The organism is Arundinibacter roseus, assembly GCF_004348825.1.
Classification (GTDB): Bacteria; Bacteroidota; Bacteroidia; order Cytophagales; family Spirosomataceae; genus Arundinibacter; species Arundinibacter roseus.
The window spans coordinates 23,245-47,485 of sequence record NZ_SMJU01000017.1 but is presented as its reverse complement, the minus strand read 5'-3'; the positions used below and the strand labels follow the sequence as shown (position 1 = coordinate 47,485).

Annotated in this window: 22 protein-coding genes; 16 read left to right on the top strand and 6 right to left on the bottom strand. The window is 43.9% G+C overall.

Annotation, left to right across the window (positions count from 1 at the left end; genetic code table 11):
* Nucleotides 1-156: 156 nt before the first annotated feature.
* From EZE20_RS24680 to EZE20_RS20980, 3 genes are all read right to left on the bottom strand, one after another.
* Nucleotides 157-387 carry a transposase gene (locus tag EZE20_RS24680; protein WP_132121440.1) on the bottom strand — a complete coding sequence of 77 codons (231 nt, stop codon included), beginning with the start codon at nt 385-387 and terminating at the stop codon, nt 157-159.
* Nucleotides 388-626: 239 nt separating this feature from the next.
* Nucleotides 627-1,751, bottom strand: a complete 1,125-nt coding sequence (locus tag EZE20_RS20985) for a DUF4249 domain-containing protein (protein ID WP_132121438.1) — start codon at nt 1,749-1,751, stop codon at nt 627-629.
* A 377-nt stretch (nt 1,752-2,128) separates the two neighbouring features.
* Nucleotides 2,129-3,661: an RtcB family protein gene (locus EZE20_RS20980; RefSeq protein ID WP_132121436.1), complete on the bottom strand. Its 1,533-nt coding sequence runs from the start codon at nt 3,659-3,661 to the stop codon at nt 2,129-2,131.
* Between the two features lie 227 nt (nt 3,662-3,888).
* Here EZE20_RS20980 and dndC point away from each other — a divergent pair, with 227 nt between their 5' ends.
* The 8 genes from dndC to EZE20_RS20940 are packed head-to-tail and all read left to right on the top strand — an operon-like array spanning nt 3,889 to nt 12,883.
* Entirely contained in the window at nt 3,889-5,226 is a 1,338-nt protein-coding gene (gene dndC, locus EZE20_RS20975) for a DNA phosphorothioation system sulfurtransferase DndC (RefSeq protein ID WP_132121434.1), read from the top strand.
* The gene (locus tag EZE20_RS20970; protein WP_132121432.1) at nt 5,223-5,603 is read left to right on the top strand and encodes a hypothetical protein; all 381 of its coding nucleotides are present in this window, start codon (nt 5,223-5,225) and stop codon (nt 5,601-5,603) included. Before dndC ends, EZE20_RS20970 begins: the two co-directional genes overlap by 4 nt.
* Nucleotides 5,585-7,684: an AAA family ATPase gene (locus EZE20_RS20965; RefSeq protein ID WP_132121430.1), complete on the top strand. Its 2,100-nt coding sequence runs from the start codon at nt 5,585-5,587 to the stop codon at nt 7,682-7,684. Before EZE20_RS20970 ends, EZE20_RS20965 begins: the two co-directional genes overlap by 19 nt.
* A 15-nt stretch (nt 7,685-7,699) precedes the next feature.
* On the top strand, nt 7,700-9,274 hold the full coding sequence (locus EZE20_RS20960; protein ID WP_132121428.1) for a helicase HerA-like domain-containing protein: 1,575 nt from the start codon (nt 7,700-7,702) through the stop codon (nt 9,272-9,274).
* Nucleotides 9,275-9,297: 23 nt separating this feature from the next.
* Nucleotides 9,298-9,918, top strand: coding sequence for a hypothetical protein (locus EZE20_RS20955; RefSeq protein WP_132121426.1), 621 nt, complete (start codon nt 9,298-9,300; stop codon nt 9,916-9,918).
* Nucleotides 9,902-11,152 carry a DGQHR domain-containing protein gene (locus EZE20_RS20950; protein WP_132121424.1) on the top strand — a complete coding sequence of 417 codons (1,251 nt, stop codon included), beginning with the start codon at nt 9,902-9,904 and terminating at the stop codon, nt 11,150-11,152. The genes EZE20_RS20955 and EZE20_RS20950 overlap by 17 nt, the downstream gene beginning before the upstream one ends.
* 14 nt (nt 11,153-11,166) lie before the next feature.
* Nucleotides 11,167-11,679, top strand: a complete 513-nt coding sequence (locus EZE20_RS20945) for a GIY-YIG nuclease family protein (RefSeq protein WP_132121422.1) — start codon at nt 11,167-11,169, stop codon at nt 11,677-11,679.
* Nucleotides 11,669-12,883 carry a DGQHR domain-containing protein gene (locus tag EZE20_RS20940; RefSeq protein ID WP_132121420.1) on the top strand — a complete coding sequence of 405 codons (1,215 nt, stop codon included), beginning with the start codon at nt 11,669-11,671 and terminating at the stop codon, nt 12,881-12,883. The genes EZE20_RS20945 and EZE20_RS20940 overlap by 11 nt, the downstream gene beginning before the upstream one ends.
* A gap of 14 nt (nt 12,884-12,897) precedes the next feature.
* On the opposite strand, the gene EZE20_RS20935 is transcribed toward EZE20_RS20940, so the two are convergent.
* Nucleotides 12,898-14,034 carry a cysteine desulfurase family protein gene (locus tag EZE20_RS20935; RefSeq protein ID WP_132121418.1) on the bottom strand — a complete coding sequence of 379 codons (1,137 nt, stop codon included), beginning with the start codon at nt 14,032-14,034 and terminating at the stop codon, nt 12,898-12,900.
* A 174-nt stretch (nt 14,035-14,208) separates the two neighbouring features.
* On the opposite strand from EZE20_RS20935, the gene EZE20_RS20930 reads away from it, so the two are divergent.
* A complete protein-coding gene (locus EZE20_RS20930) occupies nt 14,209-15,537 on the top strand; it encodes a rhamnogalacturonidase (protein WP_132121416.1) in 1,329 nt (442 codons plus the stop codon).
* A 53-nt stretch (nt 15,538-15,590) separates the two neighbouring features.
* Here the strand turns inward: EZE20_RS20930 and EZE20_RS20925 are convergent, their stop codons facing one another.
* Entirely contained in the window at nt 15,591-16,688 is a 1,098-nt protein-coding gene (locus EZE20_RS20925; protein ID WP_228713931.1) for an RNA-guided endonuclease InsQ/TnpB family protein, read from the bottom strand.
* 58 nt (nt 16,689-16,746) lie between these two features.
* Between EZE20_RS20925 and tnpA the strand changes: the two genes are divergently transcribed.
* Nucleotides 16,747-17,145 (top strand): IS200/IS605 family transposase, encoded by a 399-nt coding sequence (gene tnpA / locus EZE20_RS20920; protein WP_132121412.1) that lies wholly within the window; start codon nt 16,747-16,749, stop codon nt 17,143-17,145.
* Between the two features lie 173 nt (nt 17,146-17,318).
* A complete protein-coding gene (locus EZE20_RS20915) occupies nt 17,319-18,905 on the top strand; it encodes a bifunctional aminoglycoside phosphotransferase/ATP-binding protein (protein WP_132121410.1) in 1,587 nt (528 codons plus the stop codon).
* On the opposite strand, the gene EZE20_RS20910 is transcribed toward EZE20_RS20915, so the two are convergent.
* On the bottom strand, nt 18,894-19,154 hold the full coding sequence (locus tag EZE20_RS20910; RefSeq protein WP_132121408.1) for a hypothetical protein: 261 nt from the start codon (nt 19,152-19,154) through the stop codon (nt 18,894-18,896). The two genes, EZE20_RS20915 and EZE20_RS20910, sit on opposite strands and share 12 nt — an antisense overlap.
* A 221-nt stretch (nt 19,155-19,375) precedes the next feature.
* Between EZE20_RS20910 and EZE20_RS20905 the strand changes: the two genes are divergently transcribed.
* From EZE20_RS20905 to hypD, 5 genes are read left to right on the top strand one after another with little or no spacing between them, the layout of a single operon-like run.
* Nucleotides 19,376-19,714, top strand: a complete 339-nt coding sequence (locus EZE20_RS20905; RefSeq protein WP_132121406.1) for a hydrogenase maturation nickel metallochaperone HypA/HybF — start codon at nt 19,376-19,378, stop codon at nt 19,712-19,714.
* A gap of 20 nt (nt 19,715-19,734) precedes the next feature.
* Nucleotides 19,735-20,439 (top strand): hydrogenase nickel incorporation protein HypB, encoded by a 705-nt coding sequence (gene hypB, locus EZE20_RS20900; RefSeq protein WP_132121404.1) that lies wholly within the window; start codon nt 19,735-19,737, stop codon nt 20,437-20,439.
* A 48-nt stretch (nt 20,440-20,487) separates the two neighbouring features.
* A complete protein-coding gene (gene hypF, locus EZE20_RS20895; RefSeq protein WP_132121402.1) occupies nt 20,488-22,800 on the top strand; it encodes a carbamoyltransferase HypF in 2,313 nt (770 codons plus the stop codon).
* 21 nt (nt 22,801-22,821) lie between these two features.
* The gene (locus tag EZE20_RS20890; RefSeq protein WP_132121400.1) at nt 22,822-23,112 is read left to right on the top strand and encodes a HypC/HybG/HupF family hydrogenase formation chaperone; all 291 of its coding nucleotides are present in this window, start codon (nt 22,822-22,824) and stop codon (nt 23,110-23,112) included.
* A gap of 32 nt (nt 23,113-23,144) precedes the next feature.
* Complete coding sequence (hypD, locus tag EZE20_RS20885; protein WP_132121398.1) at nt 23,145-24,236, top strand: hydrogenase formation protein HypD; 1,092 nt, start codon at nt 23,145-23,147, stop codon at nt 24,234-24,236.
* Nucleotides 24,237-24,241 lie beyond the last annotated feature (5 nt).

The following is a 24,241-nucleotide window of genomic DNA, read 5'->3' as shown; positions in this document are numbered from 1 at the left end:
GTAGTTGTTCCTTCATAAATTTTTCGTAAAAACTTAGGCCTACTTTTACTCTACCCGATGAAAAATTTGAATTAAAAAAAAGGCTGAAATTTGTAGTTCTTATGGGCTTTGTTGCATAGCTCTTCAACTGACTGAAAAAGCCTACATTTGGCGGAGTCAAATGAGAAAATTATTGCAACTAAGTATTCTCTTCAATTTAAGTTGACCATTTATATTGCCAGGACAATCATGGGGGCCATTTCCAGCCCTATACTTGGTGTGTCCGCATTTTGAACACGAAAATCCGTTACTCCACTTTAAATTAGCCAAATAGAGTTTACAGCTATCATCAACTGGAAACTTTTCCTGAAATTCAAATAAGGTCAAACATTTAAATCGCTTCTCCATCGTACCTAGTTGATTTTCTAGTGATTTAACTATATTTACCAAGAGCCTAGTTCAATCCTTTATTCGGCGGATTTAAATGCAACTATCTCATTATCAAAAACTAATAAAAATAATCGGGTAGAGTACTGATTCTTCTACTAGCATAACGATAGTAGTATTATATGCAAATTTCTAACCATATTTTGCGCAGGCTAAGTTCTTACAGGAAATGAATAGTACACAAAGAAGTAAAGTCTGTTTCATTGCCAGCCGATGGGTTTGTTGGGTGTGCGTGTACTGGAAGCCCTGCACGGAACTTTTACAAAATCAAATCGAGGAGCTTCCAGAACACCCCGTCCCAGCAGAGGCACAATAAACGGACTGGGATAGCTCCGTCTGTCCAGCCATATACGCTGTACATCAATGCCTCCTGCCCCAAAAAAACCTGTTACCAGTTCGCCCGGATCATTTATATTTCGGATGTTGCCAATGGGAGGTGCCGGAGGTGTATCGACAAATGTTCCGGAGGTTTCTACCTGCTGTCTGAGGCGCTCAAAATAGCGGTAAGCACCCACGGAGAGATTATACTGCGTGAGTTCAAGTAAGGCACCCCGACCATTATAAAAAGGAGCCTGCCGTATCAAAAGATCCTGAACATCCTTACCATTGATGAGTACATCCGAAAATATATTGATACGTTCGTCGCTCAAAATTTCCCAGCAGTCGCCATCACATTGATAATCATAAAATACAGAAGGCTGCGGAGGATTGGGAGGAGGAGGATTACAATCCTGAATGCGCGGGTTATACTCCACGTTTGTACAAGTCAGGCAGATGGGCTGTTGCTCAAACAGGCGCGTTTGCCAGAGGTAGTAATTTTCCTCGTCAGCCGGGTCGTTGAATTTAGCATAGATATCCAACGAAGACATCGTCTGTTGGCTAAAATTTTGAAACGAAACCGAAATCCGTGGATTAAACCGTGTTGAATAGCTCGACCGGGACCGGAGCGGCACGAGGGTTTCCGCGGTAGATTCGTACACGCGCCCATTCAGAAGTTCAAAATGCAGGCTGTACGTTTCACCGGCTTTGCCCCGAAAATCCGGGGCCGACTCATACACGCCGGCGGCGGTTTCCCTCAGCGGAATCACCAGACCTTGCTTGGCCCGTACTTCTATTTTAGCACCGCCAACGGCTTGCAGAAAACTGGTGCTTTTGGTGCTCCGTGTGTTTTGAAGGATTATCCGAATAGGCCCATCATCCGTTACAAAGCCTTCTACCGTGAGAAGGGTGTCTTCATATTCAAAGGACCTGCTATACGGATCTACGCACTGAACCAGCAACAGCATGGCCACAAGAGCGGCAGCTCTGGTTAGTTTTTGGTACATAAAATGGTTAGTAGTAGTTGTTTTTTCATGAATTTTTTTACTTAAAATCTGACTATTTACGAAATATGTTCTAACACACAAACTAGGCTGAATGTACTTGTAAAATACAAAAATGAATGCCTTTGAAAGCTTTTAACCAATGATTAGTTCACACGGTTTTTTGTTCCTTTTGACAGGCATAAAAAGCGCTTTTCTTTTAAGTAACCTTAGATAGCGTTAAGATTCTGCCTCTTGTTCCTTAGAAATTTACTTTTTCTTCCCGAGTTTACAAATTTACCCAGCCACTTTCTCCAAACATCACGTACCGATATAATGCAATTTATATCCGGTCAGAAAATAATGCTACTATCAAAAATTGAATTCATGGTAAGGCATTCTTAATCTTCGCGCCCTTCCTTGCGGTTGGCATCGGCCATGCGTACGATTTTGGGTGTAAATTTTGCCAGAATGTCCACGAGCTCACGTTGGGCACCAATGACGGTTTCGATGTCTTTGTACACCATCGGCGCTTCGTCCAGATCACCTCCAATAAGTTGAATATCAGCTTCAAGCAAGGCTTTTTTTAGTTGGGATTGCGTGATGCTGTTCAGCGCCTGCGTGCGCGACATCAGCCGCCCGGCCCCGTGCGAAGCCGACTGAATCGCAGCGGCGTGGCCGCGTCCCCGTACCACAAACCCCGGCCTTGTCATAGAGCCGGGAATAATACCCAACACGCCCTGCCCGGCGGGAGTGGCGCCTTTGCGATGCACCATCACCTCGCGGCCATCGGCGAGTTGTTCTTTCCAGGCAAAATTGTGGTGGTTTTCAATCATCACCAGCGGTTTTTCACGAAGCGCCCGGGCAATTTTGTTGTGGATTTCGTGATGATTGGCTGATGCATACTCACCCGCCAAATTCATCGCAATCCAGTATTCCTGTCCTTCCTCGGTATGCAGGTCAAGCCAGGCAAGGTGGGCGGCTTGTTTGGGTAATTTGGTTTTTTGCATGGCGAGTTTGGAATAATAATTGGCCACATTGCCCCCAAACCCCCGGGAGCCCGAATGCGACAACAGCGCCAGGTACTGTCCGGGCGCCAAGTCAAAGCCGTCGGTTGCTTCGGCCGAATAGACATCCACGATGCCCCATTCCACAAAGTGATTGCCCGTACCCGACGTGCCGAGCTGTCGGTAGGCTTTGTCTTTCAGGCCACGAATCACCTTCGTTGCCTGCCAGTCCGGCAGGTCCATCACGTCCTCATCAAATTTGTCCCGTATTTCGCCGCCGATGCCAAACTTGGTATGTTCAAGCAGAGTTTTTTGCAGCAAATGCGGCTCCCGTTTCAGAAAATCGGGCGATAAATCAAAAATAGACAGGCACATGCGACAGGCAATGTCAACCCCCACGGCATACGGAATGATCGTGTGAGGCTCCGTGGCCAACACCCCGCCAATGGGCAGACCATAGCCCTGATGCGCATCGGGCATGAGCGCTCCGGCTACCGAAATAGGCAAACTAACGGCAGTTTCCATTTGTTTGAGCGCGCCGTCTTCGATATGCTCCCGGCCAAAAATGGCGTAGGGCAGCTGCTCAACCCGCAAATCAAATGTCCGGGTTGCCTGACTACCCTCCGCCTGCGACACATAGGGCAACGGCTCCGGCGGCAGGTAAGCCGCTCCGGCCTCGCTTAGCGGGACGGTCGTGCCCTGCTTGTGCAGATCATAAATGGCCCTTGCCAGATTCGTAACCTTATTCTTTGAAAAGGCATATTTTTTAGGATTTTGCAGCATCTGCGCCAGCAGGCCCAGCGCTTTTTCTTTGGGATAATTGGCCCGCTGCACCAGCCCATTGGCCACCCGCAAAAAGGGTGCGTGCAGGTTAGCCGGGATGGGGGCCAACATCAAAATTTCTTCCAGTGTCAGTGGGGTTTCCATAAAGTGATCCTATTTACTACAAAACAAAGGATAGCGGCAGACCTGCCCTATTTTTGCCGGGATTATTTTCTTTATTTCTAAAGAAATTGTTCCAGATGGGTTGGCGGGGAGAGAGTGGCATTTCTTTGAAGCGAAGAAGGTAAAGGTGGAAGAAACAAAGGAGTTTCATTTTCTCAAATTCAGAAAAACGTAGTAACTTACCGCATTTCGAAAATTAGTACCTTCTCATGTCCATCAAAATACCATTCATAGAACAGGAAATCCTCGATCAATACCTTATTGACGATAATAATCGTCCGTGGGTTATTGGGTTTAGCGGGGGGAAAGACTCTACGCTTTTATTACAACTGGTCTGGAATGCGCTCAAAAAAATCCCGGATGGGACTCGCTATCAGCGTGATATCTATATAGTTTGTAACGATACATTGGTTGAAAATCCAAGGATCGTGCAATTTGTGGAGCGAACACTGCATCGAATTGAAGAAGCAGCCGTTTCTCAGGACATACCTTTTAAAGTACAGCGTACGTCGCCTGTATTGGAGGATACTTTTTGGGTAAAACTTCTTGGGCTTGGCTATCCTGCCCCAAATAATACTTTCCGTTGGTGTACCGAACGCCTCAAAATTGATCCGACTACCCGTTTTATCAAAAGTCAGATCAGTCAAAAAGGAGAGGTTATTATTTTGCTGGGAACCCGTTCGGCAGAAAGTTCAAATCGCGCTCGAAGCATCAAAAAATATGAAGTTAAAGGACAGCGCCTTCGTAAACACATCCTGCAAAATGCTTTTGTTTATGCACCCATAAAGGATATTGAAACGAACGAAGTGTGGCAATACCTCATGCAAGTACCACCTCCCTGGGGCGGAACGCATAAAGAATTGGTAACCCTGTACCGAAACGCCAACAGTGGAGATTGTCCGTTGGTAATTGATGATACTACACCTTCCTGTGGGAACAGCCGCTTTGGTTGCTGGGTTTGTACGGTTGTCAGTCGGGATAAATCTATGGAAGGGCTGATTGAGAATGGGGAAGAATGGATGTGGCCTTTGATGGAACTTCGGGACGAATTGGTGCTCAATAGAAATAATCGGGAGGTGCGGGAAGTATTTCGGCGGCAAGACCGCCTTAAAATGAGGGAGGCCGAGGAGGAAGATAGCTGGGGACCTTATACACCCGACTATCGAGCCAAAATATTAGAAATGGTACTGAACGCTCAGCGGGAAATTCAACAATCGCAGGGCGAAACTACTCAACTCATCTCTCATCAGGAACTCGTAGCCATTCAGGTGTTGTGGTACCGTGACGGGATTTTTAATCAGAAAGTATCCGACATTTATAACCGCATATACGAGACGCCTATTGACATGAGTAAGCACGAAGACAAGTTTCGGGAAGAAGAAGAACTCCTTCACGAAGTATTTGAACCCGACCACGTTGAATTAATCCAGAAATCCCTCAAAATCATGAAAACCAAATCGCTCATGGTCCGAAAACGAGGCCTCCAAAATGATATCGAAAATCTTCTGGATGAATTTTTGAATAAGAAAAAACAAAGGAAAAAATGATAGCATATAAAGAGAAATACGATTTCACCTTTGCTTATCTACATTTCCCCTACTCTCCTTTCGATCTAGCTGTATTTGAAGATAAAAATCAGATAGTGGCAAGGCCAATTATTGATGTAGATCAACCACCACATTCTCCATTCTTTACCTATGAAGGTAAGGTTTATAAGACTGATCAATTTGAAGCACGTGATGATTCTGTTTTGCCAGAGTCTCTATCAGATTGGTTAAATGATCGAGTATGTGAAAAACCTTTCGCTATTGATTTAAAAATGTCAGAAAGTGAAAAAGGTGTCTTCAATATAATGCTTGAACGAAAAAAAATAAGAATGGAAATTCAAATTGAAGAAATAAACGAATGGTTATCCAAAAAATAGTACTTGAAAATTTTCGGATTTATTACGGAAAGAATGAAATAGCACTTCATACTAGTGAAGAGAAAAATATTTTTGTCATTAGCGGAAAGAATGGTTTTGGTAAAACAACATTTTTAATGTCTTTAGTATGGTGTTTGTACGGTAGACAAATGCCCGATGTAGATGAATTATATGCAAAAGAAATTGAAAGTCAGGGAGGTTATCCTAAATATATTGCAAATAGCCTGAATAGACAAGCAAAGATAGAAGGTACCGAAGCCTTTTCAGTAGAGATTACAATTGCTGATGCAATAATCCCTGAATTGACTTGTAAAGAAATAAGAATCAAAAGAGAATACAGTACAAGATCTGGTGAAAATTTAACCATCTTGATTGATAGTTTTCAAAATCAGTTAATTTCAGATTTAGGAACAGACAGATTTAAAGGTGAAGAGATCTTCATTAGAGATTTTTTATTGCCAATTGAAATTGCAAAATTTTTCTTCTTTGATGCAGAAAAAATTGTAACTCTTGCCGAAATAAATACAGCCGAACAACGTAAAAAACTTAGTTTTGCATACTCCGAAATACTTGGAATTAAAAAGTATGAAGATTTAAAAAGAGAATATGAAGAAACTAGATTACGATTAGCTGCTGAATCGGCAAGTCCTAAGGATCAGATGGCGTACAATAGCTTAAAAGCTGATGTAGAAAATGCAAGATTGATTATTAATAATAATGAATCTTTTATATATGATTTAAAGGAAAAACGAGCCGGTATAAAATTTGACGTTGATGAAATACAGCGTAAGTTAATTCGTCTTGGAGACTCAATAACAATTGAAGAATTAGAAGCGATAAAACGTGAAGAAGTAGAGTTGAATCTTTCTATGAGAGAGCTCCAACGAGAATTGGAAGAATCTTACGATATAGTACCCTTTGCAATTGCCGGGGGTAAGTTTCTAGAAATTGTTCAACAAGTAGAGTTAGAACTTCAAATTAAACAAAACCAATATCGATTTGAAGATGTTGAAGAAAAAGCAGATCAAATAATTAATGATTTGTTGAATGAGCAAAAAAACTTTAAAGGTGTTCTGAGTCTTGAAGTTCAGAATTTTTATTTTTCAACGATTAAGAAACTTGTTAAACAACACTTATTTCCTGATACAATTGACAAGCCTATTGATTTCAAAGTACTCCACGAATTTTCTGATTCACAGCATCAATCATTAACTACACTTTTACAAAATCTGCGATTTTCTTTCCGAGAAAAATTCAAACGGCTAACGCAGGGTTACAATATGGTCAAGAACGACTTGGCACAGGTTCGTCGTCGGGTAGCAGATGCCGAAGCAATTGCCGATGACGCCGTTGTTCGTGCAGATCGTGACAAAAAAAACGAGTTGGAAAAGAGTATTGCTGAGATAGATGGGAAAATTCGGACGCTTGACATCGAGATTGGAGTAAAACATAACGAGATTGCTCAGAAAGAACGGCAGCTGAGTGAGCTTGGCAAGAAGTTCGCCATTTCTGACCGCAATAAATCCAAGAACGCTCTTTCCACTCAGCTATCATCTGGACTTAGTGACTATTTAGCAAAATTCAAGCAGCGCAAAAAGAAATCGCTGGAAGATCAAATCCTGAAAGGGTTGCAGGTACTGATGCACAAAAAAGGCTTTATCCACGCCGTAGAAGTTGAGATAAGTCGGGATGTCATTGATATTCATTTGCTCAACAAGCGGGGGGAACGCATCCGAAAAGAAGCTTTGTCAAAAGGAGAACAGCAAATGTACGCTACGGCCCTGCTTAGGGGATTGGTAGAGGAATCAGAAATTGAGTTTCCTGTATTCATTGATTCTCCCATGCAAAAGTTTGACGATGAACACGCGCTGAATATCATTCAGTTTTTCTATCCCAGCATTTCAGAACAGGTAGTTATTTTTCCTCTTATGAACAAAGAACTTATACAGAGTGAGTATTCGCTGTTGGCGGATCGCGTAGCCGGGGCTTATTTTATAGTTAACCGAAGCGCGGATCATTCCGAGTTTGTGCCCGTAGGTGCTGAGGAACTATTTCAAAAATATGACGAAATGTATCACTGATTTTAGCCTTTTTCCATGCTCATTAATATAAAAACCTCCGAAGCCAATAAAACCGTAGTTACCGAATTAACCCGTAAGCTTTTTCCGCAGGGCGGTCCCGAAAACTTTGTCGCCCGGGTGGCATTATCTTATTCTCTTTCAAAAGGCATTCGGTTTGAGTCCGTAGAAATGGTGCAGGATAGCCGCGGAAAAGAGTACAAGGAAGATATTTTGTTTGGCTCAAACCGTGACCTGTACGTAGCCCTTGTATGCCAGCATTACGGCTTGCATCATTCTGACCGGGACATCACCAAATACCTGAAAATGCACATCGACGATGGTTTGGAACGGCTTTATAAGATATTTACAGATAATCCACGGTACAGCGGCTTTGATTTTCTGATGGAACATATAGAGCGTGGAACCGACATTCTCGAACAAGCCGAGGTGCAGGAGAGCGTTCGGAATAGCTCGCAGAATATACAAAAAGGTGCCTTTGCAGGTCCGGTTCGTTTGCGGGTTGGGAAGCAGCTCAATTCGGAAGAACCTGTGGAGGTAGAAATCAACAACAAAGAAGAACGCAACAATGCCCATACGGCCGTTGCCGGGAGCAGCGGTACCGGCAAGACGCAATTTGCCCTCGAAATCCTGAGGCAGTATTCCGAGATTTCGGGCGGTGCCATCAATTTTATGTACCTGGATTTCAAGGGACTAAAACAGGATGATGAGATTGCTATGCGTCCGTTTTTTGAGCGCACTAATACTACGTTTATTGATGCGCCCAAAGATCCTTTTCCGCTGAATCCGCTGGCGTTTATTAACCTGATTAATGAGAAAGAACGACTCATGGGAATCAGTAAATTTGTTGACATCGTAACAACCTATGCGCCTCGCATGGGTCCGGCACAGGCACAGGTCCTGAAAGATGCTACGAGAGAAGCGTTTGCGGATGCAAAAAGTGGCGAATATCCTGGTATAAAAGATATTGCAGAACGGCTTTTTGCCGTCACAGGGCAGCGTCCTGATACCTTGACGCAGATTATCCAAAGTCTTAGCGATTATGAATTGTTTGACTCTCAGCCCCATCCTAATCTCGATTTTCTGAATAAAAACTACTATTTCAGCCTATCAGGAGATCTGGACAAAACGGTACGCTTTACCGCTACCTTTCTGACGATCAACTATATTTATAATACGTTCATGAACATGGAAAACGCTCCCATCAGCGGCGATTACCAGTCCTTGCGCTACGTATTACTGATTGACGAAGCACATGTGTTGTTCAAGGACAAAAAAAGCCATGCATTGCTAGAAAGTTTGTTGCGCGAAATCCGCTCAAAAGGAGTGGTCGTGATGTTGCTTTCGCAGGGTATCGACGAGTTCAATCAACCGACTTTCGATTTTTCAAGTGAATGCGAAAATGCGTTCCTGCTAAATATCAAGGACAAGAACCTTAAAACGATGCAGAAATTCCTCGGCCTCAGCGAACGCGACGCCACGATTTTGGCCCGCAGCATGGAGCGCATCGAAAAGGGTCAGGCAGTATCAAATATGAAAGAGTTCAAGAAAGGGGAGTTATTTGAGGTTGGACAGTTTTGGAAGAGTTTGTAAAAGGCTAAAAGCTAAAAGTATATATGAAAAAGACAAAATTCTATATTAGAATAATAATGGATTTCTTAAAGTCTATCTATTTTTGGGCATTTAATTGGGTGTTTACACCCACTACTGAACAGAAAAATATTCTTGATATTTTGAGAATTAATAATGCTAGTAAAGCACAAAAATGGTTTTATGTATCAGTGATATTGAATCTTGTCCCTTTTATTCTTGCGTCACTTTTAGAGGCTTATTTACACAACGATAATTTAAACTGTTTTTTGAACAATGGTACTTTACCTATATTATCATTTGGTATTATAGCTACTAATTTTTTTTACCTAATGGAGAATATTCCAGATAATTTAAAAGAAGGTAAAGAGTTATACGAAAATATGAAGCTTAAAGTTAGCGTAGTAGGAATTGTTATATTATTTACTACTACAATAATGTATATATTTCAATCTAATTTTATTAATAATTACAAGCCAGAGCATTATCTAGTTTCATTTTTTGTTTCTCTAATATTATTTTTCTACTCTATTTCCTGTGCTAAAAAGATGTTTTTGCTTCAAAATAGTATGTTAGAAGACTATGCTAATGCAATATCAAATACAAAAAAAAACCTAGATAAAGACGACGATGAGTTCAAAAATTAATACATTATCTATTTTTTCTCAAAAAGTAATTCAAAATTCAGTAGAGTTTTTTATAGGGAAAATAACAGCAAAAGAATTAATCACTATTGTTTCAGTGACTAATCGTGCGATTACTGGATTTAATGAAGATGGACAACCACTATACAATGATTACATCCAAAGAAAGCCAAATCCCTCACGCGTAAATAGTATTAAAGAGTACTTGCTTTCCGACCAAGAAGCTTGCTTTCCTAATAATATACTTATTTCTATACCATCTATACTTCTACTTAAAGAGCCAGAGTTAATTTTCCAAAAAAATGAACTTTATGAATTACTCATCGATAAAAGCAAAGTAGATGTATTGTCGACAGATAAACCTTTGTATCTTCAAATTTTTGATGGTCAGCATAGGTTTCGAGGAGTTCAGGTTGCTATTGAAGAACTAAGGGGAAATAATTCTGATCCTGAAAAACTAAACCAGCTTGAAAATTTTGAATTCACAGTTTCTTATTTTATTGATGCTGAAATAGAATTTCAAGCAATGCTCTTTTCAATAATTAATAGGACACCTGTTAAAGTTTCACAAGATTTGGTCTTTGATTTATTTGGATTGACTACCAAGGATTCTCCCCAAAAAACGGCATTAGCAATCGTGTTACAACTCAATGGATTGAAAATTACTGATAAAGGCGATAAAGGGCCATTTTTTAAGAGAGTTCGATTACTGGCAAAGAAAGAAAAGGGGTTTGATTCTCCTATTTCACAAGGGATTTTTGTAAAAACAATACTTAATTTAATCTCTCCTACTCCTAGTAAGGCAGAAAGAGAAAGATTAGATAACCGTAAGCAATTTCTAAGTGGTGGCAATGAAAGAACTATTTTTAGAGATTGGTATGCTAATGATAAAGATAATAATATGTATAGAACACTTCTTAATTATTTTATTGCAGTACAACAAACTTTTGTGGATGAACAAGGGAAGAGTTATTGGGATATTGGCCAAACACCAGAAAATGCTTTACATCGAACAATTGGATTTCTTGCACTAATTAATATTTTGACTAGAATTTTTCCATTTTGCCTCCAAAACAAAAATATTTCTATCGATTTTTTTAAAGAGTATTTAGGCAAAGCAAAAAATATCAGACTTGTAGATGAGTCTGGAAGTAGACCGTATCCTTATACTAGCAAAGGTAGTGATATGTTGAAAAAAGATTTAGAAATGATGATTTTTAGCACAATTGATAACTAAAAATAGAATAGTATATGGGAATACAATACTTTGATCCAACCACAGAAAGGGATACAAGAAGTATGTTCTTAAAATATAGGCGAAAATTTATTATTTGTCCTGACCAATGGGAAACACTACAGGGTCAACATGAGACATTAGACTGGAAGGAAGTGCATTTTCAGCCAAGTAACCAAGAAAGTCTTCCTGAAAAAGAAGGGCTATATATGTTCATGGCTTCTCCTAAGAAATTGAATGCCTCATTTTTGAATTATCTTCTATACGTTGGTGAAACAGACAATTTACGACGACGCTTTGGAGATTATTTAAGAAAGAGAGACAGTCCTAAGTCTGGACAATATAAGGTGTATACTATAATTGATGATTTTCCTGAACACCTTCATTTTAGATATATAGAACTAGAAGGATATGATATGAAAAAGCGAAGAGAATTAGAAACACAATTTCTAATAGCCTTTTTACCACCTATTAATTCAAGATTTCCGCAACAACTTCAAAGTATTATAGAGGGAGCTTATGGACAATAGAATACTACTTCCGGCAATTAAAGGCATTATTGGTGATTGGGTTTATTACCAAACGGTTATGCCATTTTACGAAGTTGTTAATAGAATTGACAACGATCATTCTATAAGAGAATATAAATCTTTAGATGATTATTTACAACGTGAACTTTCAAAAAGGTCAAAGAAAATTGCAAGCTACTTAATAAGAGAAGAAACAAGGTTTTTCAATTCTGCAGTTATAGGGATCTTTGGTGGAAATCCTAACTGGTATAATTTTGCATTTGGGCCAACTGCTGTTCCAGAGTTAGAAATAGATGATTTCGTATTAAATACGTTAGGTGTACTAGAACTGGGAGGAGATGAAAAATTATTTTCAATAGACGGCCAGCATAGAGTTGAAGGTATAAAACAAGCTCTCAATGATAATTTTGAAAAATTTCAAAATGATGAGTTACCAATGATTATTGTTGCACATCGTGACACGAAAGAAGGTAAAATAAGAACTAGACGATTGTTTTCTGAAATTAACACAAAAGCTGTCAGAGTATCTGGTCTGGATGAATTAATAACAAACGAAGATAATCCTTCTGACATTAATGCTCGAAAAATTTATGCTGAATTTGATTACTTTGAAAAAGATAATTTTATTCAATTAAACGGTACAAAGCAGATAGGGGCAGAAGATAGTGAATTTACTACGATTCTTTGCTTAAAATCTGTAAATCAGATTTTATATAAGTCTGAATACAATTTTAACAATGTTAGACCTAGTGAGAAAATCTTAAATTCGTTATATGATAAGACTTTTGAATTTTGGTCACAAGCAATAGAAGAGGTACCAGTATATAGGCAAATTTTTATTGATAAATCAAAAAAAATATCTGATTTTAGAAGCCGAGAGGGTGGGTCAATGCTTTTAAGGCCCGTTGGAATTGAAATAATGGCAGAGGCTTATGTAAATTGGATTGCAGAAAAAGGATCAAAAAAAGAATTTTGGAACAATTTCAATAAAATACAAGACAATTTGGACAGTATACATTGGAACCATATTCTGTGGGATAGTGCAGCTCAGACAATGGCAAAATCTATTTCTTTAAAATTTACTCGTGAATACACTAAGTACCTCTTAGATTTAGATCACGATCATGAGTACATTATCGAAAATTATACAAAAATGAAGGGTGAAGGGGAAAGCACACTAATTCCATTACCAGAGAGGCCATAGAATTACAAAGTAGTTCACCCAACCATCGCCCTCAAACTCTCCACCACCTGCTTTACCGCTTGTACTACCTGCGGTATTTCCTCAGCGGTAGTAAAGCGTCCTAAACTAAACCGTAGGCACGAAAAAGCCTCCGTTTCAGTCAGCCCCAGGGCGGTGAGGACGTGGGAGGGTTCAAGAGATGCTGAGGTGCAGGCAGAACCATTAGAAACGGCAATGTTATCGAGGCCCATGATGAGGGCTTCGGAGTCGCAGCCTTCAAACAGGATATTGGTGATGTTGTAGAGCCGATGTTCCGAACTGCCGTTTACTCGTGTGCCTTCAATGGTAAGTAATTCTTTTTCAAGGGTATCCCGAAGCCTGCCAACTCGCTCAGTGTCTGTCATGAGCAGGTTATCGGCAAGTTCTGCGGCTTTTCCCATCCCTACGATACCGGCCACATTGAGAGTTCCAGACCGTCGCCCGCCTTCGTGTCCTCCACCGTGCAGAAGGGCTTCCAGTTTCACCCGGCGCTGTCGGACGTAGAGTGCGCCCACACCTTTTGGGCCGTAAAACTTATGAGCCGAGCAGGCTAGTAAGTCAACATCCAGTTCGTGTACATTCAGCGGCATTTTCCCGACGGCCTGTGTGGCATCGGTCATAAAAAGCGCTCCGGCGGCATGTGTCAATTCTGCTAGCTTACGGATAGGCTGTATCACGCCAATCTCATTATTAACCGTCATGATTGCTACCAGTATGGTATCTGTCCGCAACGCCTTTTGAAGGGACTCAGGAGTAACCAACCCATTGGGCAGTACGGGCAGGTATGTAACTTCAAATCCTTTGGTTTCCAGATATTTGCACACATCCAAAACCGCAGAATGCTCAGTTTGGACAGTAATAATATGCTTTCCTTTACCTGCATAATTCTCGGCTACACCCTTTATTGCAGTGTTAATAGCTTCCGTCGCCCCAGAAGTAAAAACGATTTCATTGGGTTTTGCCCCAAGTAAAGTGGCCACTTGTTGCCGGGCTACCTTAACTGCCTCACTTGCACTTAACCCGAACGGATGCGTTGAAGAAGCATTAGCGAAGGTATCGGTAAGAAATGGCATCATAGTATCCAGTACCAGTGGATCAATGCGGGTAGTGGCGTTATTATCCAGATAAATCATGATTCAGAAATTCTAAGTTTTCCTGCGATGCAAAGATAGATGTTGAGGGCGACAGATTCTTACTAACAACGGAATGTGCAGTTTGAGTTTTACCTGAGCGAAATCCCCCGCCCTACAATCAATCCCAAAAACCCTCGTAAATTTGCAGGCACTTACTAGAAACCTCATTGTCTGATGAAAAACGTCTGCCTGATTGCCCTTTTTCTCCTGAGTACTTGTGTGTTGGTAGTAGCGCAGGAGGCGCAAAAAAACGTGTTTCCTGACGGTACGCCTATGTCTGCATGGTTTTTGGATGCCCGAAAGGTGCAGCTGTCAGAGCTGGGCAAGCCGTATGTCATTACGGATTTTGGGGTAAAATCGGATAGTACGCTCGTCCAAACGGCGGCGTTGCAAAAAGTCATCGACGAGGCATCCCGGCAGGGCGGCGGCGTGGTCGTGATTCCGAAGGGGACGTTTATGAGCGGCGCGCTGTTTTTCAAACCTAACACCAACCTGTACGTATCGGAAGGTGCCAAACTGAAAGGCTCCGACGATATTGCAGATTACCCCAGCCGCCCCTCCCGGATGGAAGGCCAAAACCTCGACTATTTTCCGGCGCTTGTCAATGCCTACGGGGTCGATGGCTTCACGATTTCGGGCAAGGGCACGATTGACGGCAACGGCCTGAAATACTGGGAGGCGTTTTGGCAGCGCCGCAAGGAAAACCCGCAGTGCACCAATCTGGAAGTATCCCGGCCGCGCCTTGTGTTTGTCTGGAACTGCTCCAACGTGCAGGTACAGGACGTGAAGTTGCATAATGCGGGTTTCTGGACGAGCCACTACTACCAATGTACCAACGTGAAGATTCTGGATCTGCATATTTTTTCACCACATGCGCCTGTGAAAGCTCCCAGTACCGATGCCATTGACATTGACGCCTGCACGAATGTGCTCGTGAAAGGCTGCTACATGTCGGTCAATGATGACGCCATTGCGCTGAAAGGCGGCAAAGGTCCGTGGGCCGACACCGACCCGGCCAACGGTGCTAATACCAACATCCTGATCGAAAACTGTGAATTTGGCTTTTGCCACGCTGCCCTGACCTGCGGCAGCGAAGCTATTCATAACCGTAATATCGTGATGCGAAACTGCTATGTCAATGAGGCGATGCGGGTTCTGTGGCTCAAAATGCGACCCGATACGCCGCAGAAGTATGAGTATATTTCGGTAGAAAACATCAAGGGGCAAGCCCACAGTCTGATATATGTAAAACCCTGGACACAGTTCTTTGATCTGAAAGGCCGAACCGAAGTTCCGCTGTCGTATTCGGAGCACATTAGCCTGAAAAATATCACCATGAAATGCGCGGTTTTCTTTGATATTGCCATCACGCAGTATGACAAATTAGCGCAGTTTACGTTCGAGAATGTGCGGGTAGAGGCACAAAATGCAGCCTACGATCCCAGCCTCATTAATGGACTTACATTTAAAAATGTGGAGGTAAACGGAAAGCAAATTGACTGACATACTCTCATCCCTAAAGGGAATGAGACGGTCGGCCGCAGCCGTTCTAAAACCTACGCACAGGCTATTGCCTCACGTTGACGATTTAAGGCGATGCCCTCGCCTAAGATATTTTTAGCGGCATTAAAGTCTGCATTCTGTTGGTGTCCGCAACTCACACAATGAAAATTGGCTTGATTGAGTCGGTTTTCTTTGGCTATGTGACCGCAGGAATTACACTTTTGAGAAGTGAACTTAGGGTTCACCTGTACAAACCTCTTTTCGTACAACTTGCTCTTGTAGCTTAACTTATCAAAAAAGCCTGACCAGCTTACATCAGCGATACTTTTAGACAAATTACCGAACTTAATCATGTTCCTCACTTTCAAATCTTCGCACACTATCAAAGTGTTTTCCTTGACGTACTTTAAGCTGACTTTGTGGGAGAAATCTTTGCGCACGTTGGCAATTTTTGAATGCAGCCGACTTAATTCCGATTTTGTCTTTTTGAACCGACCGCTGCCTTTTTTCTTTCGTGCCAAAGAGCGATTTTTTACCCTTAATCTTGCCTGGTACTTCTTGGTATATTTCGGATTCTCAACATAACAACCCTTGGAATCTGTCAAAAAATGGGCAATGCCCATATCTATTCCTACCACTTGGTTCTCGTCAGTAGGATAGAGATTTTTTGATTCAATGCCAAAGGTTACACACATGAAATAGCCATTTGATTCTTTTATGATAATTGCTGTTTTTAACTTGCCCGTGGGCATTCGGTCTTTGAAAACTTTTAACTGCCCTACTTTGGGCAATACAAAGCCCGTAGCTGTTTGACTAACTGACTTGAAGAGTATGGAATTGTACTCCCCTCGCTTGGCCCATTTGGGAAAACCGCCGCCGCTGAAAAACTTCTGATAGGCCACATCTAAGCGTTCAATGACATTTTGCAGACTTTGAGAAGGTACCGACTGTATCCATTCAACCTCTTTTAAGCCGGGTAGTTGCTTCATCAAATCATATTTGGAAAGCCTGACGCCTTTTTGATACGACTGAATTTTACAATCAAGAGCCAAATTATAAACAAAACGGCAAGTACCTATCCAATTATCCAGCAGGTTTGCCTGTTGGGTAGTGGGTTTGAGTTTGTACTTGTAGGTTTGTATGACTTCCATGACACAAATATAACAAAAATAACAATATCTTTGTGTCATACATATAACTAAAAATTCGATGGATACTCGTTGGGCTAAAAATTCTTACGCTACTTTTAACTGTGCCTACCATTTTATTTGGTGTCCTAAATACCGTAGAAAAGTTTTAATCAATGGCGTGGATATTCGATTAAAAGAGTTACTGCTTCAAAAGTCCGCTGAACATGGATGGACTATTGAAAAAATGGAAATTATGCCCGACTATGTGCATATTTTCATTAAAACTACTCCAAATGATTCTCCTATTTTTATCGTCAGCCAACTCAAAGGTTACACCTCTTCCGTATTGAGAAAGGAATTTGATTGGCTGAAATCTCGTTTACCGACCCTTTGGACTCGTTCCTATTATGTTGAAAGTATAGGACACATTTCAGAGGATAGTATCAAAAAATATATTGAAGACCAAAAAATAAAATAGTCCCCAAATGTAGCGCGGAGGGCTTGCACACAACCTCAATATCCTTCGGCATATTATCGCTGATATCCCCCAGCTAAAGCTTGGGGGCTTTACGCTCTTATATCGTAAAGTCATAAGTTGACCGGCCAAATTTTACTACATTTAGGTACGCTTCACCTACGCCAACGTACCTCATGAATGATCCAAGTCTTTCTGACCGCATTGATTTTCTGACAAATCCGTCTTCTTTTTCGGAACCTACCGCAACGGTTGAGATCCGGCAGACGCATATTTCGGTCGTAGCGCTTACGGATCGGTATGTGTATAAGTTAAAAAAACCGGTGCTGTTTGATTTTCTGGATTTTTCGACGCTCGAAAAACGGCTGTACTACTGCGAAGAAGAAATCCGCCTGAACCGTCGGCTGAGTCCACAGCTGTACGTAGGGCTGTTGCCGCTTTATTTTGCGAACGGCCAACTGAGCTTTGAACCGGGCGGCAGGTTGGTCGACTACGTGATTCAGATGCACCGCCTGCCGGAGGAAGGAATGCTCGTACATCAGATTCGGCAGGACGATTTTCCGCTGCACAGGCTGGACAACATTGCGGCCCGCCTGCTGGACTTTTACCAAACTCAACTTAGCAAACCGGAATTAACGCCTTACGGAAATCACTCGCATATTCGGCACACCATCGAAGACGTTTTTCACGGCTTTGAGCTACGGCCAACGCCCGCTCAGTCGGCGCCGATACCGCAGGTAATTAAGAAGTATTTGTTTGATTTTCTGGATCAGCATGCAATCCTGTTTGCCCAACGCGAACAACAACACCGGATTGTTGAAGGCCACGGCGACTTGCGCACGGAGCATATTCATACTACCTGGGCAGAAGAGATCAATGTGTACGACTGCCTCGAATTTGACAAGAAATTAAGAACCGTAGACTGGCTTAATGATGTAGCTTTTTTGCTGATGGACCTGGACTACCGCCACCGCAACGACCTGTCGCGGCGGCTCGAAACCACCTGGTTGTCGGCTTTGGAAACCGAACCCGTAACCAATCTCCTGACTTTCTACAAAACGTACCGAGCCTGTGTGCGGGCGAAGATCAACGGGCTGACTTCGGTTGAAGAGGAAGTGCCCGCCGCAAAGCGCGAAGAAAGTCGGCAGAAGGCCTACGGCTACTATCAACTGGCGCTGCGCTACGCTGTACTGGGTGCGGGGCCAACCGTGTTGCTTTGCATGGGTGGCGTGGCAAGCGGCAAGTCAACCCTTGCCGCCAGGCTCGCCCAATGGTTTAACTGTCAACATCTTAACTCTGATCAGATTCGCAAGCAGCAGGCCGGGCTTGATCCGCTTACGCGGCTGCCGGATCACCTGCGCGCCAAACTTTATACTCCCGAAAATACCCAACACGTGTACGAGGCACTTTGGCAACAAGCCCGACAACAAATCGACAAACAAGGTTTGGTCGTGCTGGACGCAACTTTTCGGCAACAGGAATACCTCCAAACGCTTGTCGCCAATTGCCACACGCACGGAATTTGCCTGCTGATTTTGCACACGACGGCTCCCGAAGCGGTGGTGCTGACACGGCTTAAAAAAAGAGAAACGGAGCCGGGCGTGTCGGATATGCGGCTTTCGGACTATTCGCCCGAAATCTTTCAGGTTGGCTATGAGCCGGATTCCCTTGCGCCGCAGGTACTCACCGTCAGCACCGAACGACCTCCCGAAGACCTGCTGCTTCAAACAGTTTTGCCGTGGTTTCGCGAGTTAAACAATTGAAAAACTTTCCTCGGCTTTGGTGGTAATTTCTACAACTGAGACTTTGGTCAACAGTTCATCAAAGGTGGAGTCACGTTTGAGGCGGTTTTCAAACTTGATGTGAAGTTTTGTGGCTGTATCCAATTCCATATAAATAACGGCCAAACCCGTCTCAGAATCCTCCGTTGGCTCATCTGCTTTCCACATTTTGCGGATATAGTCCATATTGTACAGTTCGTCTTCGCCGTCGATTCTCAGGTAATTTGTCATATATAAAATAGTAAGGTGAGTAAAAATTGATTTTGTTCAAAAGTCATACCCGTACTTTTGAGGTGATGGCGAGCTTGCCCGCGGATAGCGTAGATTTCTACGATTATTAAAAATTTACAGGCTAAACGGCACATTAGAAAAAGTTTTCTAATGTGCCGTTTTTTATTTCGCCATCCTTTTTAAAAGAGATAATTTTGAAGAAACAGAATTCCTACATTTTTATGCACGAAATTTCTTTGGTACGAAACGTCTTTCGCACGCTTGAAGAAGAGTTTCCAAACGATATTGACAAAGTACGAACCATTCGGCTTAAAGTTGGTCTGCTTTCCAATGTGCAGCCGATTCTGATGCAAAATGCTTTTCAGGCAGTGCTCGAAGACGAACCCCGCTATCGCAAAACGTCCCTGGAAGTTGAGGTTCTGCCCATTTTGATTTATTGTGACGTCTGCGACAAAACCACCGAAGTGCATAATTACCGCTTTGCGTGCAGCTGTGGCAAACCCAGCCGACAGGTGGTGCAGGGCGAAGAGTTGTTGATCAGTACCATTGATTTTGACTAATTTAATTACAAAAAATATCTATGAAACCTAAATCAAATCAAGCAGCGGTGGGGTCGGTGCAGTGCGACAACACCACCATGAACTTGCTGAAAGTCAACGATTTTGTGGCCAAAGCTATCCGCGACCGACTGCCGGGTATTTTGGTGGTAAATATTTGTTCATCGCCCGGTAGCGGCAAAACTACGCTGCTGCAGGAAACCGGCAAACGGCTGAAAGACCGCCTGAATATGGCCGTTCTCGTGGGCGACCCCGAAACCGAGCGCGACGCCATTCGCATGCGTGACGTCGGGATCAATGCGCTGCAAATTGTTACCGGCGGCATGTGCCACATCGAAGCGCAGATGATTTATCAGGCGCTCGATCACCTGGATTTGACGGGTGTAGATGTGCTCATCATCGAAAATGTGGGCAATCTGGTTTGTCCGGCTGCATTTGATCTGGGCGAAGATTACCGCGTGACGGTGTTGGCGAGTACCGAAGGCGACGACAAACCCCGCAAATATCCCCGCATGTTTTTGACAAGCGAGTTGCTGCTGGTTTCCAAGGCCGATCTGCTGCCGTATGTTCCTTTTTCGGTAGAGGCCGTAACGGAAGATGCCCGCGCTGTGAATGCTGATATTGAGGTAATTACTCTTTCGAGCCTGAAAGGCGAAGGAATGGACGCCTGGTGCGCATGGCTGGAAGAAAAAGTGCAGGAAAAAAAGGCGAGTCTCATACCGGCATAGTGTGTACTTTTTTAATTAAAAACGAACCTCCAATTTTTCCTTTTCAGCGTGACAAAGACCTTCCTCATTCAGCTTTCAGGACTTGTGCAGGGAGTGGGGTTTCGGCCTTTGGTCTATCAGATTGCGCGTGAAAAGCAGTTACGGGGCACGGTGAGTAACGGGTCAGAAGGCGTACGTCTGACGCTCTTGCTGAAAGACGAGCAAGCCGCCCAACAGGTCGTAGACGAGATTGTCCTCCGGGCACCGGCTTTGGCCCAAATTACAGAAGTTACTGTAAAAGAAATTAATAATCAGTTCTTTGAAAATTTTGCAATCGTTCAAAGCCACGAAACAGCGCAGGTTACGCTCCTGCTTACGCCCGATTTTGCGCTATGTCCGGCCTGCCAACACGAGCTAACCGACCCGACCGACCGCCGGTTTCGGTACCCGTTTATCAGTTGTACGCAATGCGGGCCCCGGTTTTCGAGCATCACGCAGCTACCCTACGACCGACCGCAAACAACGATGGCCGAGTTTCCGCTTTGTGCAGCATGTCAGGCCGAATACGATGCGCCCACCGAGCGGCGGTTTTATGCCCAAACCACGGCTTGTCCGGCCTGCGGGCCTCAACTAGCCTGGTACGAAGTGCAAAATGGCGAGGCGGTTCTTTCCATAGGGCAGGATTCAAACATGATTTTAAAGCAGGTGACGCAGGTACTCAATCAGGGTAAACTCGTAGCCGTCAAAGGGATTGGCGGGTATCTGTTGCTTGGTGACGCTACTAACGCCGAAACGGTACAGCAGCTCAGATCCCGTAAGCATCGGCCCACTAAACCTTTTGCGCTACTCTATCCCAATTTGGAAGCTGCTCAGCGAGAGGTACTTGTGCGTGAGCAGGAAGCCGAAGCTCTATTAAGTTCGGCGGCGCCGATAGTGCTGCTGAGGCGTTTGTCGGGAGCTACGGTGGTAGAAGACGTAGCGCCCGGCCTGCAACAGTTGGGGGTCATGTTGCCGTATGCGCCGCTTTTGGCGCTTATTTCGGCTGATTTTGGCAAACCACTCGTAGCGACAAGCGGCAATCTCAGCGGAAATCCGATTGTGTTTGAGGACGAAAAAGCGCTGGCGCAACTTCCGCAGGTAGCGGATTTTATCCTGACGCATAATCGCCGGATTGTGGTTCCGCAGGATGATTCGGTGGTACGGTTCACGGAAGGAAGTGGCCAGAAAATTGTAGTTCGCCGGAGTCGCGGGGCGGCACTTGTGCTGAACCTTGCGGGCGTGCCGGATCATTCGGGTTGTTTTTTGAGCATGGGTGCTTCTATGAAAGGGACTTTTGCGCTCTATACTTTGAAACAATTGTACGTAAGTCAGTACATGGGTGACCTTGAAAGCTACGAAACGCAGCAAAGTTTCCGTCAATCGCTGGCTCATTTGCTGCATATTCTTGCTGTTTCTCCTGAACAACAGGTAAAAGGTATTTTTGCCGATGCACATGAAGGTTACTTTTCTACGCAGCTGGCGCTGGAATTAGGTAAAAAATGGTCGGTACCGGTTCATAAAGTTCCGCATCATGCGGCTCATTTTTGTGCCGTACTTGCCGAAAATAATCTGCTGAATATCTCTGAGTCCGTGGCTGGCATTGTTTGGGACGGTGCCGGTTTTGGCCCGGACGATGGGCAGATTTGGGGCGGCGAGTTTTTTATTTATTCCAATAAAAAAATAGAAAGGGTTGCACATTTCGATTATTTCGAGTCGATGCTGGGAGACAAAATGGCGCGCGAACCACGCATTTCGGCGCTGTGTCTTTGTAAAAATATTCCGCAGGCAACAGAACTATTGAAACCTAAATTTTCCGAAAAAGAACGACAGATTTATCAAAAAATGCTTGCACAAAATACGCTTAAAACCAGTTCAGCAGGCAGGCTTTTTGACGGCGTCGCCTCGCTCCTCGGCCTGGGCGACCGCCAAAGCTACGAGGGACAAGCCGCCCTTCGGCTGGAACAACTGGCAGCGGGCTATTTTCGTACGCACGGGCTGTCGTCTTTGGATTCATACCTCCCGGATTTTACCGCTACCGGGCTACTATCCACGCAGCAAATGATTCGGGGCGTTGTACAGGATTTAGCAGACGAAAAGCCGAAGGATTGGATCGCCGCAAAATTCCACCTGTCGCTCGTTGGGTGTATTGCAGCATTTGCGCGGCAGCAGGCGGTAACGAAAATTGCATGCAGTGGCGGTGTTTTTCAGAATGCCGTTTTGGTTGACTTGCTGTTGGCTACCCTGGGAAAGGAGTTTGAACTTTATTTTCACAAAGAATTATCACCCAATGATGAATCGGTTTCGTATGGTCAAATGGCCTATGGACTTCTTACTTATTTCTAATCTCATTAAACCCTTATACGTATGTGCCTGGCAATTCCCGGAAAAATAAAATCAATTGATTATCAGTATAATGGAGCCGTAAAAATGGCTAAAATTCTTTTTGGAGGAATAACCAAAGAGGCTAGTCTGGAAATGGTTCCGCATGCCGAAATCGGCGACTATGTGCTTGTGCACGTGGGCGTGGCCATTAGTGTGGTCAATGAAGAGGAAGCCCAAAAGACGTTCCGGTATCTGGAAGAAATCGGAGAACTGGACGAACTGGTGGAAGCTTCGCAAATTGACCGCCACGACGGCCCCGGTCTGGATCAGTAATCATCGATTGAACCTTATTTTCTCCTTACCCTATGAAATTCTTAACGGAATACCGCGACCCCGAAGTGGTCGAAAGCTACGTTGGTGAGTTGCACAAAATCACGACCCGCCCCTGGACCATCATGGAAGTTTGCGGTGGACAAACCCACAGTCTTGTCAAAAACGGCCTGCTCGATTTACTACCCGAAAATGTACGGATGGTGCACGGGCCGGGCTGTCCGGTATGCGTAACTCCCGTTCATTTGATCGACAAAGCGGTCTATTTGGCGGAGGAAAAAGGTGTCATTATGTGCTCGTTTGGGGATATGATTCGCGTGCCGGGCTCCCGAAAAAGCCTGCTGGAAGCCAAAGCCGGCGGGGCTGATGTACGTATTTTGTACTCGCCGCTCGAAGCCGTCAAAATAGCGCAGCAGCATCCGGACCGCGAGGTTGTGTTTTTTGCTGTTGGCTTCGAAACTACGGCTCCTGCCAATGCACTGTCGGTCGTTCACGCCCAGCGTTTGGGTCTCACCAATTACTCCATTTTGGCCTCGCACGTACTCGTGCCGCCCGCAATTGATGCCGTCATGAATGACGAAGACGTACGGATACAGGGTTTTCTGGCAGCGGGCCACGTCTGTACTATTATGGGAATCAGCGAATATTATGGATTGGTAGAAAAACACAAAATCCCGATGGTCGTCACGGGTTTTGAGCCCGTAGATCTTTTGCAGGGCATTTTGATGACCGTCCGGCAGCTGGAAGCAGGACGGGCTACGCTTGAAAATCAATACAGTCGGGTAGTTCCTGCCGAAGGAAACCCCGAAGCGCAGCGGGTCATACAGCAGGTTTTTGAAGTTACCGACCGCGAGTGGCGGGGCATTGGCACCATTCCGCACAGTGGCCTGGAAGTGCGGCCTGAGCTTGCGGCTTTTGATGCGAACCGTAAATTTTCGGTCTCGATTCCGAAAGTACCGGAGTGCGTCGATTGTATTGCCGGACAGGTATTGAAAGGGATCAAAAAACCCTATGAATGTAGTCAGTTTGGTAAAAAATGTACCCCCGAAAATCCGCTAGGCGCACCCATGGTATCGTCGGAAGGAGCCTGCGCAGCTTATTTTCACTTTTCGGGAGTTGGGCTTTAATAAAA

Coding starts and splice junctions, on each gene's coding strand:
- EZE20_RS24680 (WP_132121440.1), bottom strand. CDS start 387: ATGGAGAAGCGATTTAAATGTTTGACCTTATTTGAATTTCAGGAAAAG.
- EZE20_RS20985 (WP_132121438.1), bottom strand. CDS start 1,751: ATGTACCAAAAACTAACCAGAGCTGCCGCTCTTGTGGCCATGCTGTTG.
- EZE20_RS20980 (WP_132121436.1), bottom strand. CDS start 3,661: ATGGAAACCCCACTGACACTGGAAGAAATTTTGATGTTGGCCCCCATC.
- dndC (WP_132121434.1), top strand. CDS start 3,889: ATGTCCATCAAAATACCATTCATAGAACAGGAAATCCTCGATCAATAC.
- EZE20_RS20970 (WP_132121432.1), top strand. CDS start 5,223: ATGATAGCATATAAAGAGAAATACGATTTCACCTTTGCTTATCTACAT.
- EZE20_RS20965 (WP_132121430.1), top strand. CDS start 5,585: ATGGTTATCCAAAAAATAGTACTTGAAAATTTTCGGATTTATTACGGA.
- EZE20_RS20960 (WP_132121428.1), top strand. CDS start 7,700: ATGCTCATTAATATAAAAACCTCCGAAGCCAATAAAACCGTAGTTACC.
- EZE20_RS20955 (WP_132121426.1), top strand. CDS start 9,298: ATGAAAAAGACAAAATTCTATATTAGAATAATAATGGATTTCTTAAAG.
- EZE20_RS20950 (WP_132121424.1), top strand. CDS start 9,902: ATGAGTTCAAAAATTAATACATTATCTATTTTTTCTCAAAAAGTAATT.
- EZE20_RS20945 (WP_132121422.1), top strand. CDS start 11,167: ATGGGAATACAATACTTTGATCCAACCACAGAAAGGGATACAAGAAGT.
- EZE20_RS20940 (WP_132121420.1), top strand. CDS start 11,669: ATGGACAATAGAATACTACTTCCGGCAATTAAAGGCATTATTGGTGAT.
- EZE20_RS20935 (WP_132121418.1), bottom strand. CDS start 14,034: ATGATTTATCTGGATAATAACGCCACTACCCGCATTGATCCACTGGTA.
- EZE20_RS20930 (WP_132121416.1), top strand. CDS start 14,209: ATGAAAAACGTCTGCCTGATTGCCCTTTTTCTCCTGAGTACTTGTGTG.
- EZE20_RS20925 (WP_228713931.1), bottom strand. CDS start 16,688: ATGGAAGTCATACAAACCTACAAGTACAAACTCAAACCCACTACCCAA.
- tnpA (WP_132121412.1), top strand. CDS start 16,747: ATGGATACTCGTTGGGCTAAAAATTCTTACGCTACTTTTAACTGTGCC.
- EZE20_RS20915 (WP_132121410.1), top strand. CDS start 17,319: ATGAATGATCCAAGTCTTTCTGACCGCATTGATTTTCTGACAAATCCG.
- EZE20_RS20910 (WP_132121408.1), bottom strand. CDS start 19,154: ATGACAAATTACCTGAGAATCGACGGCGAAGACGAACTGTACAATATG.
- EZE20_RS20905 (WP_132121406.1), top strand. CDS start 19,376: ATGCACGAAATTTCTTTGGTACGAAACGTCTTTCGCACGCTTGAAGAA.
- hypB (WP_132121404.1), top strand. CDS start 19,735: ATGAAACCTAAATCAAATCAAGCAGCGGTGGGGTCGGTGCAGTGCGAC.
- EZE20_RS20890 (WP_132121400.1), top strand. CDS start 22,822: ATGTGCCTGGCAATTCCCGGAAAAATAAAATCAATTGATTATCAGTAT.
- hypD (WP_132121398.1), top strand. CDS start 23,145: ATGAAATTCTTAACGGAATACCGCGACCCCGAAGTGGTCGAAAGCTAC.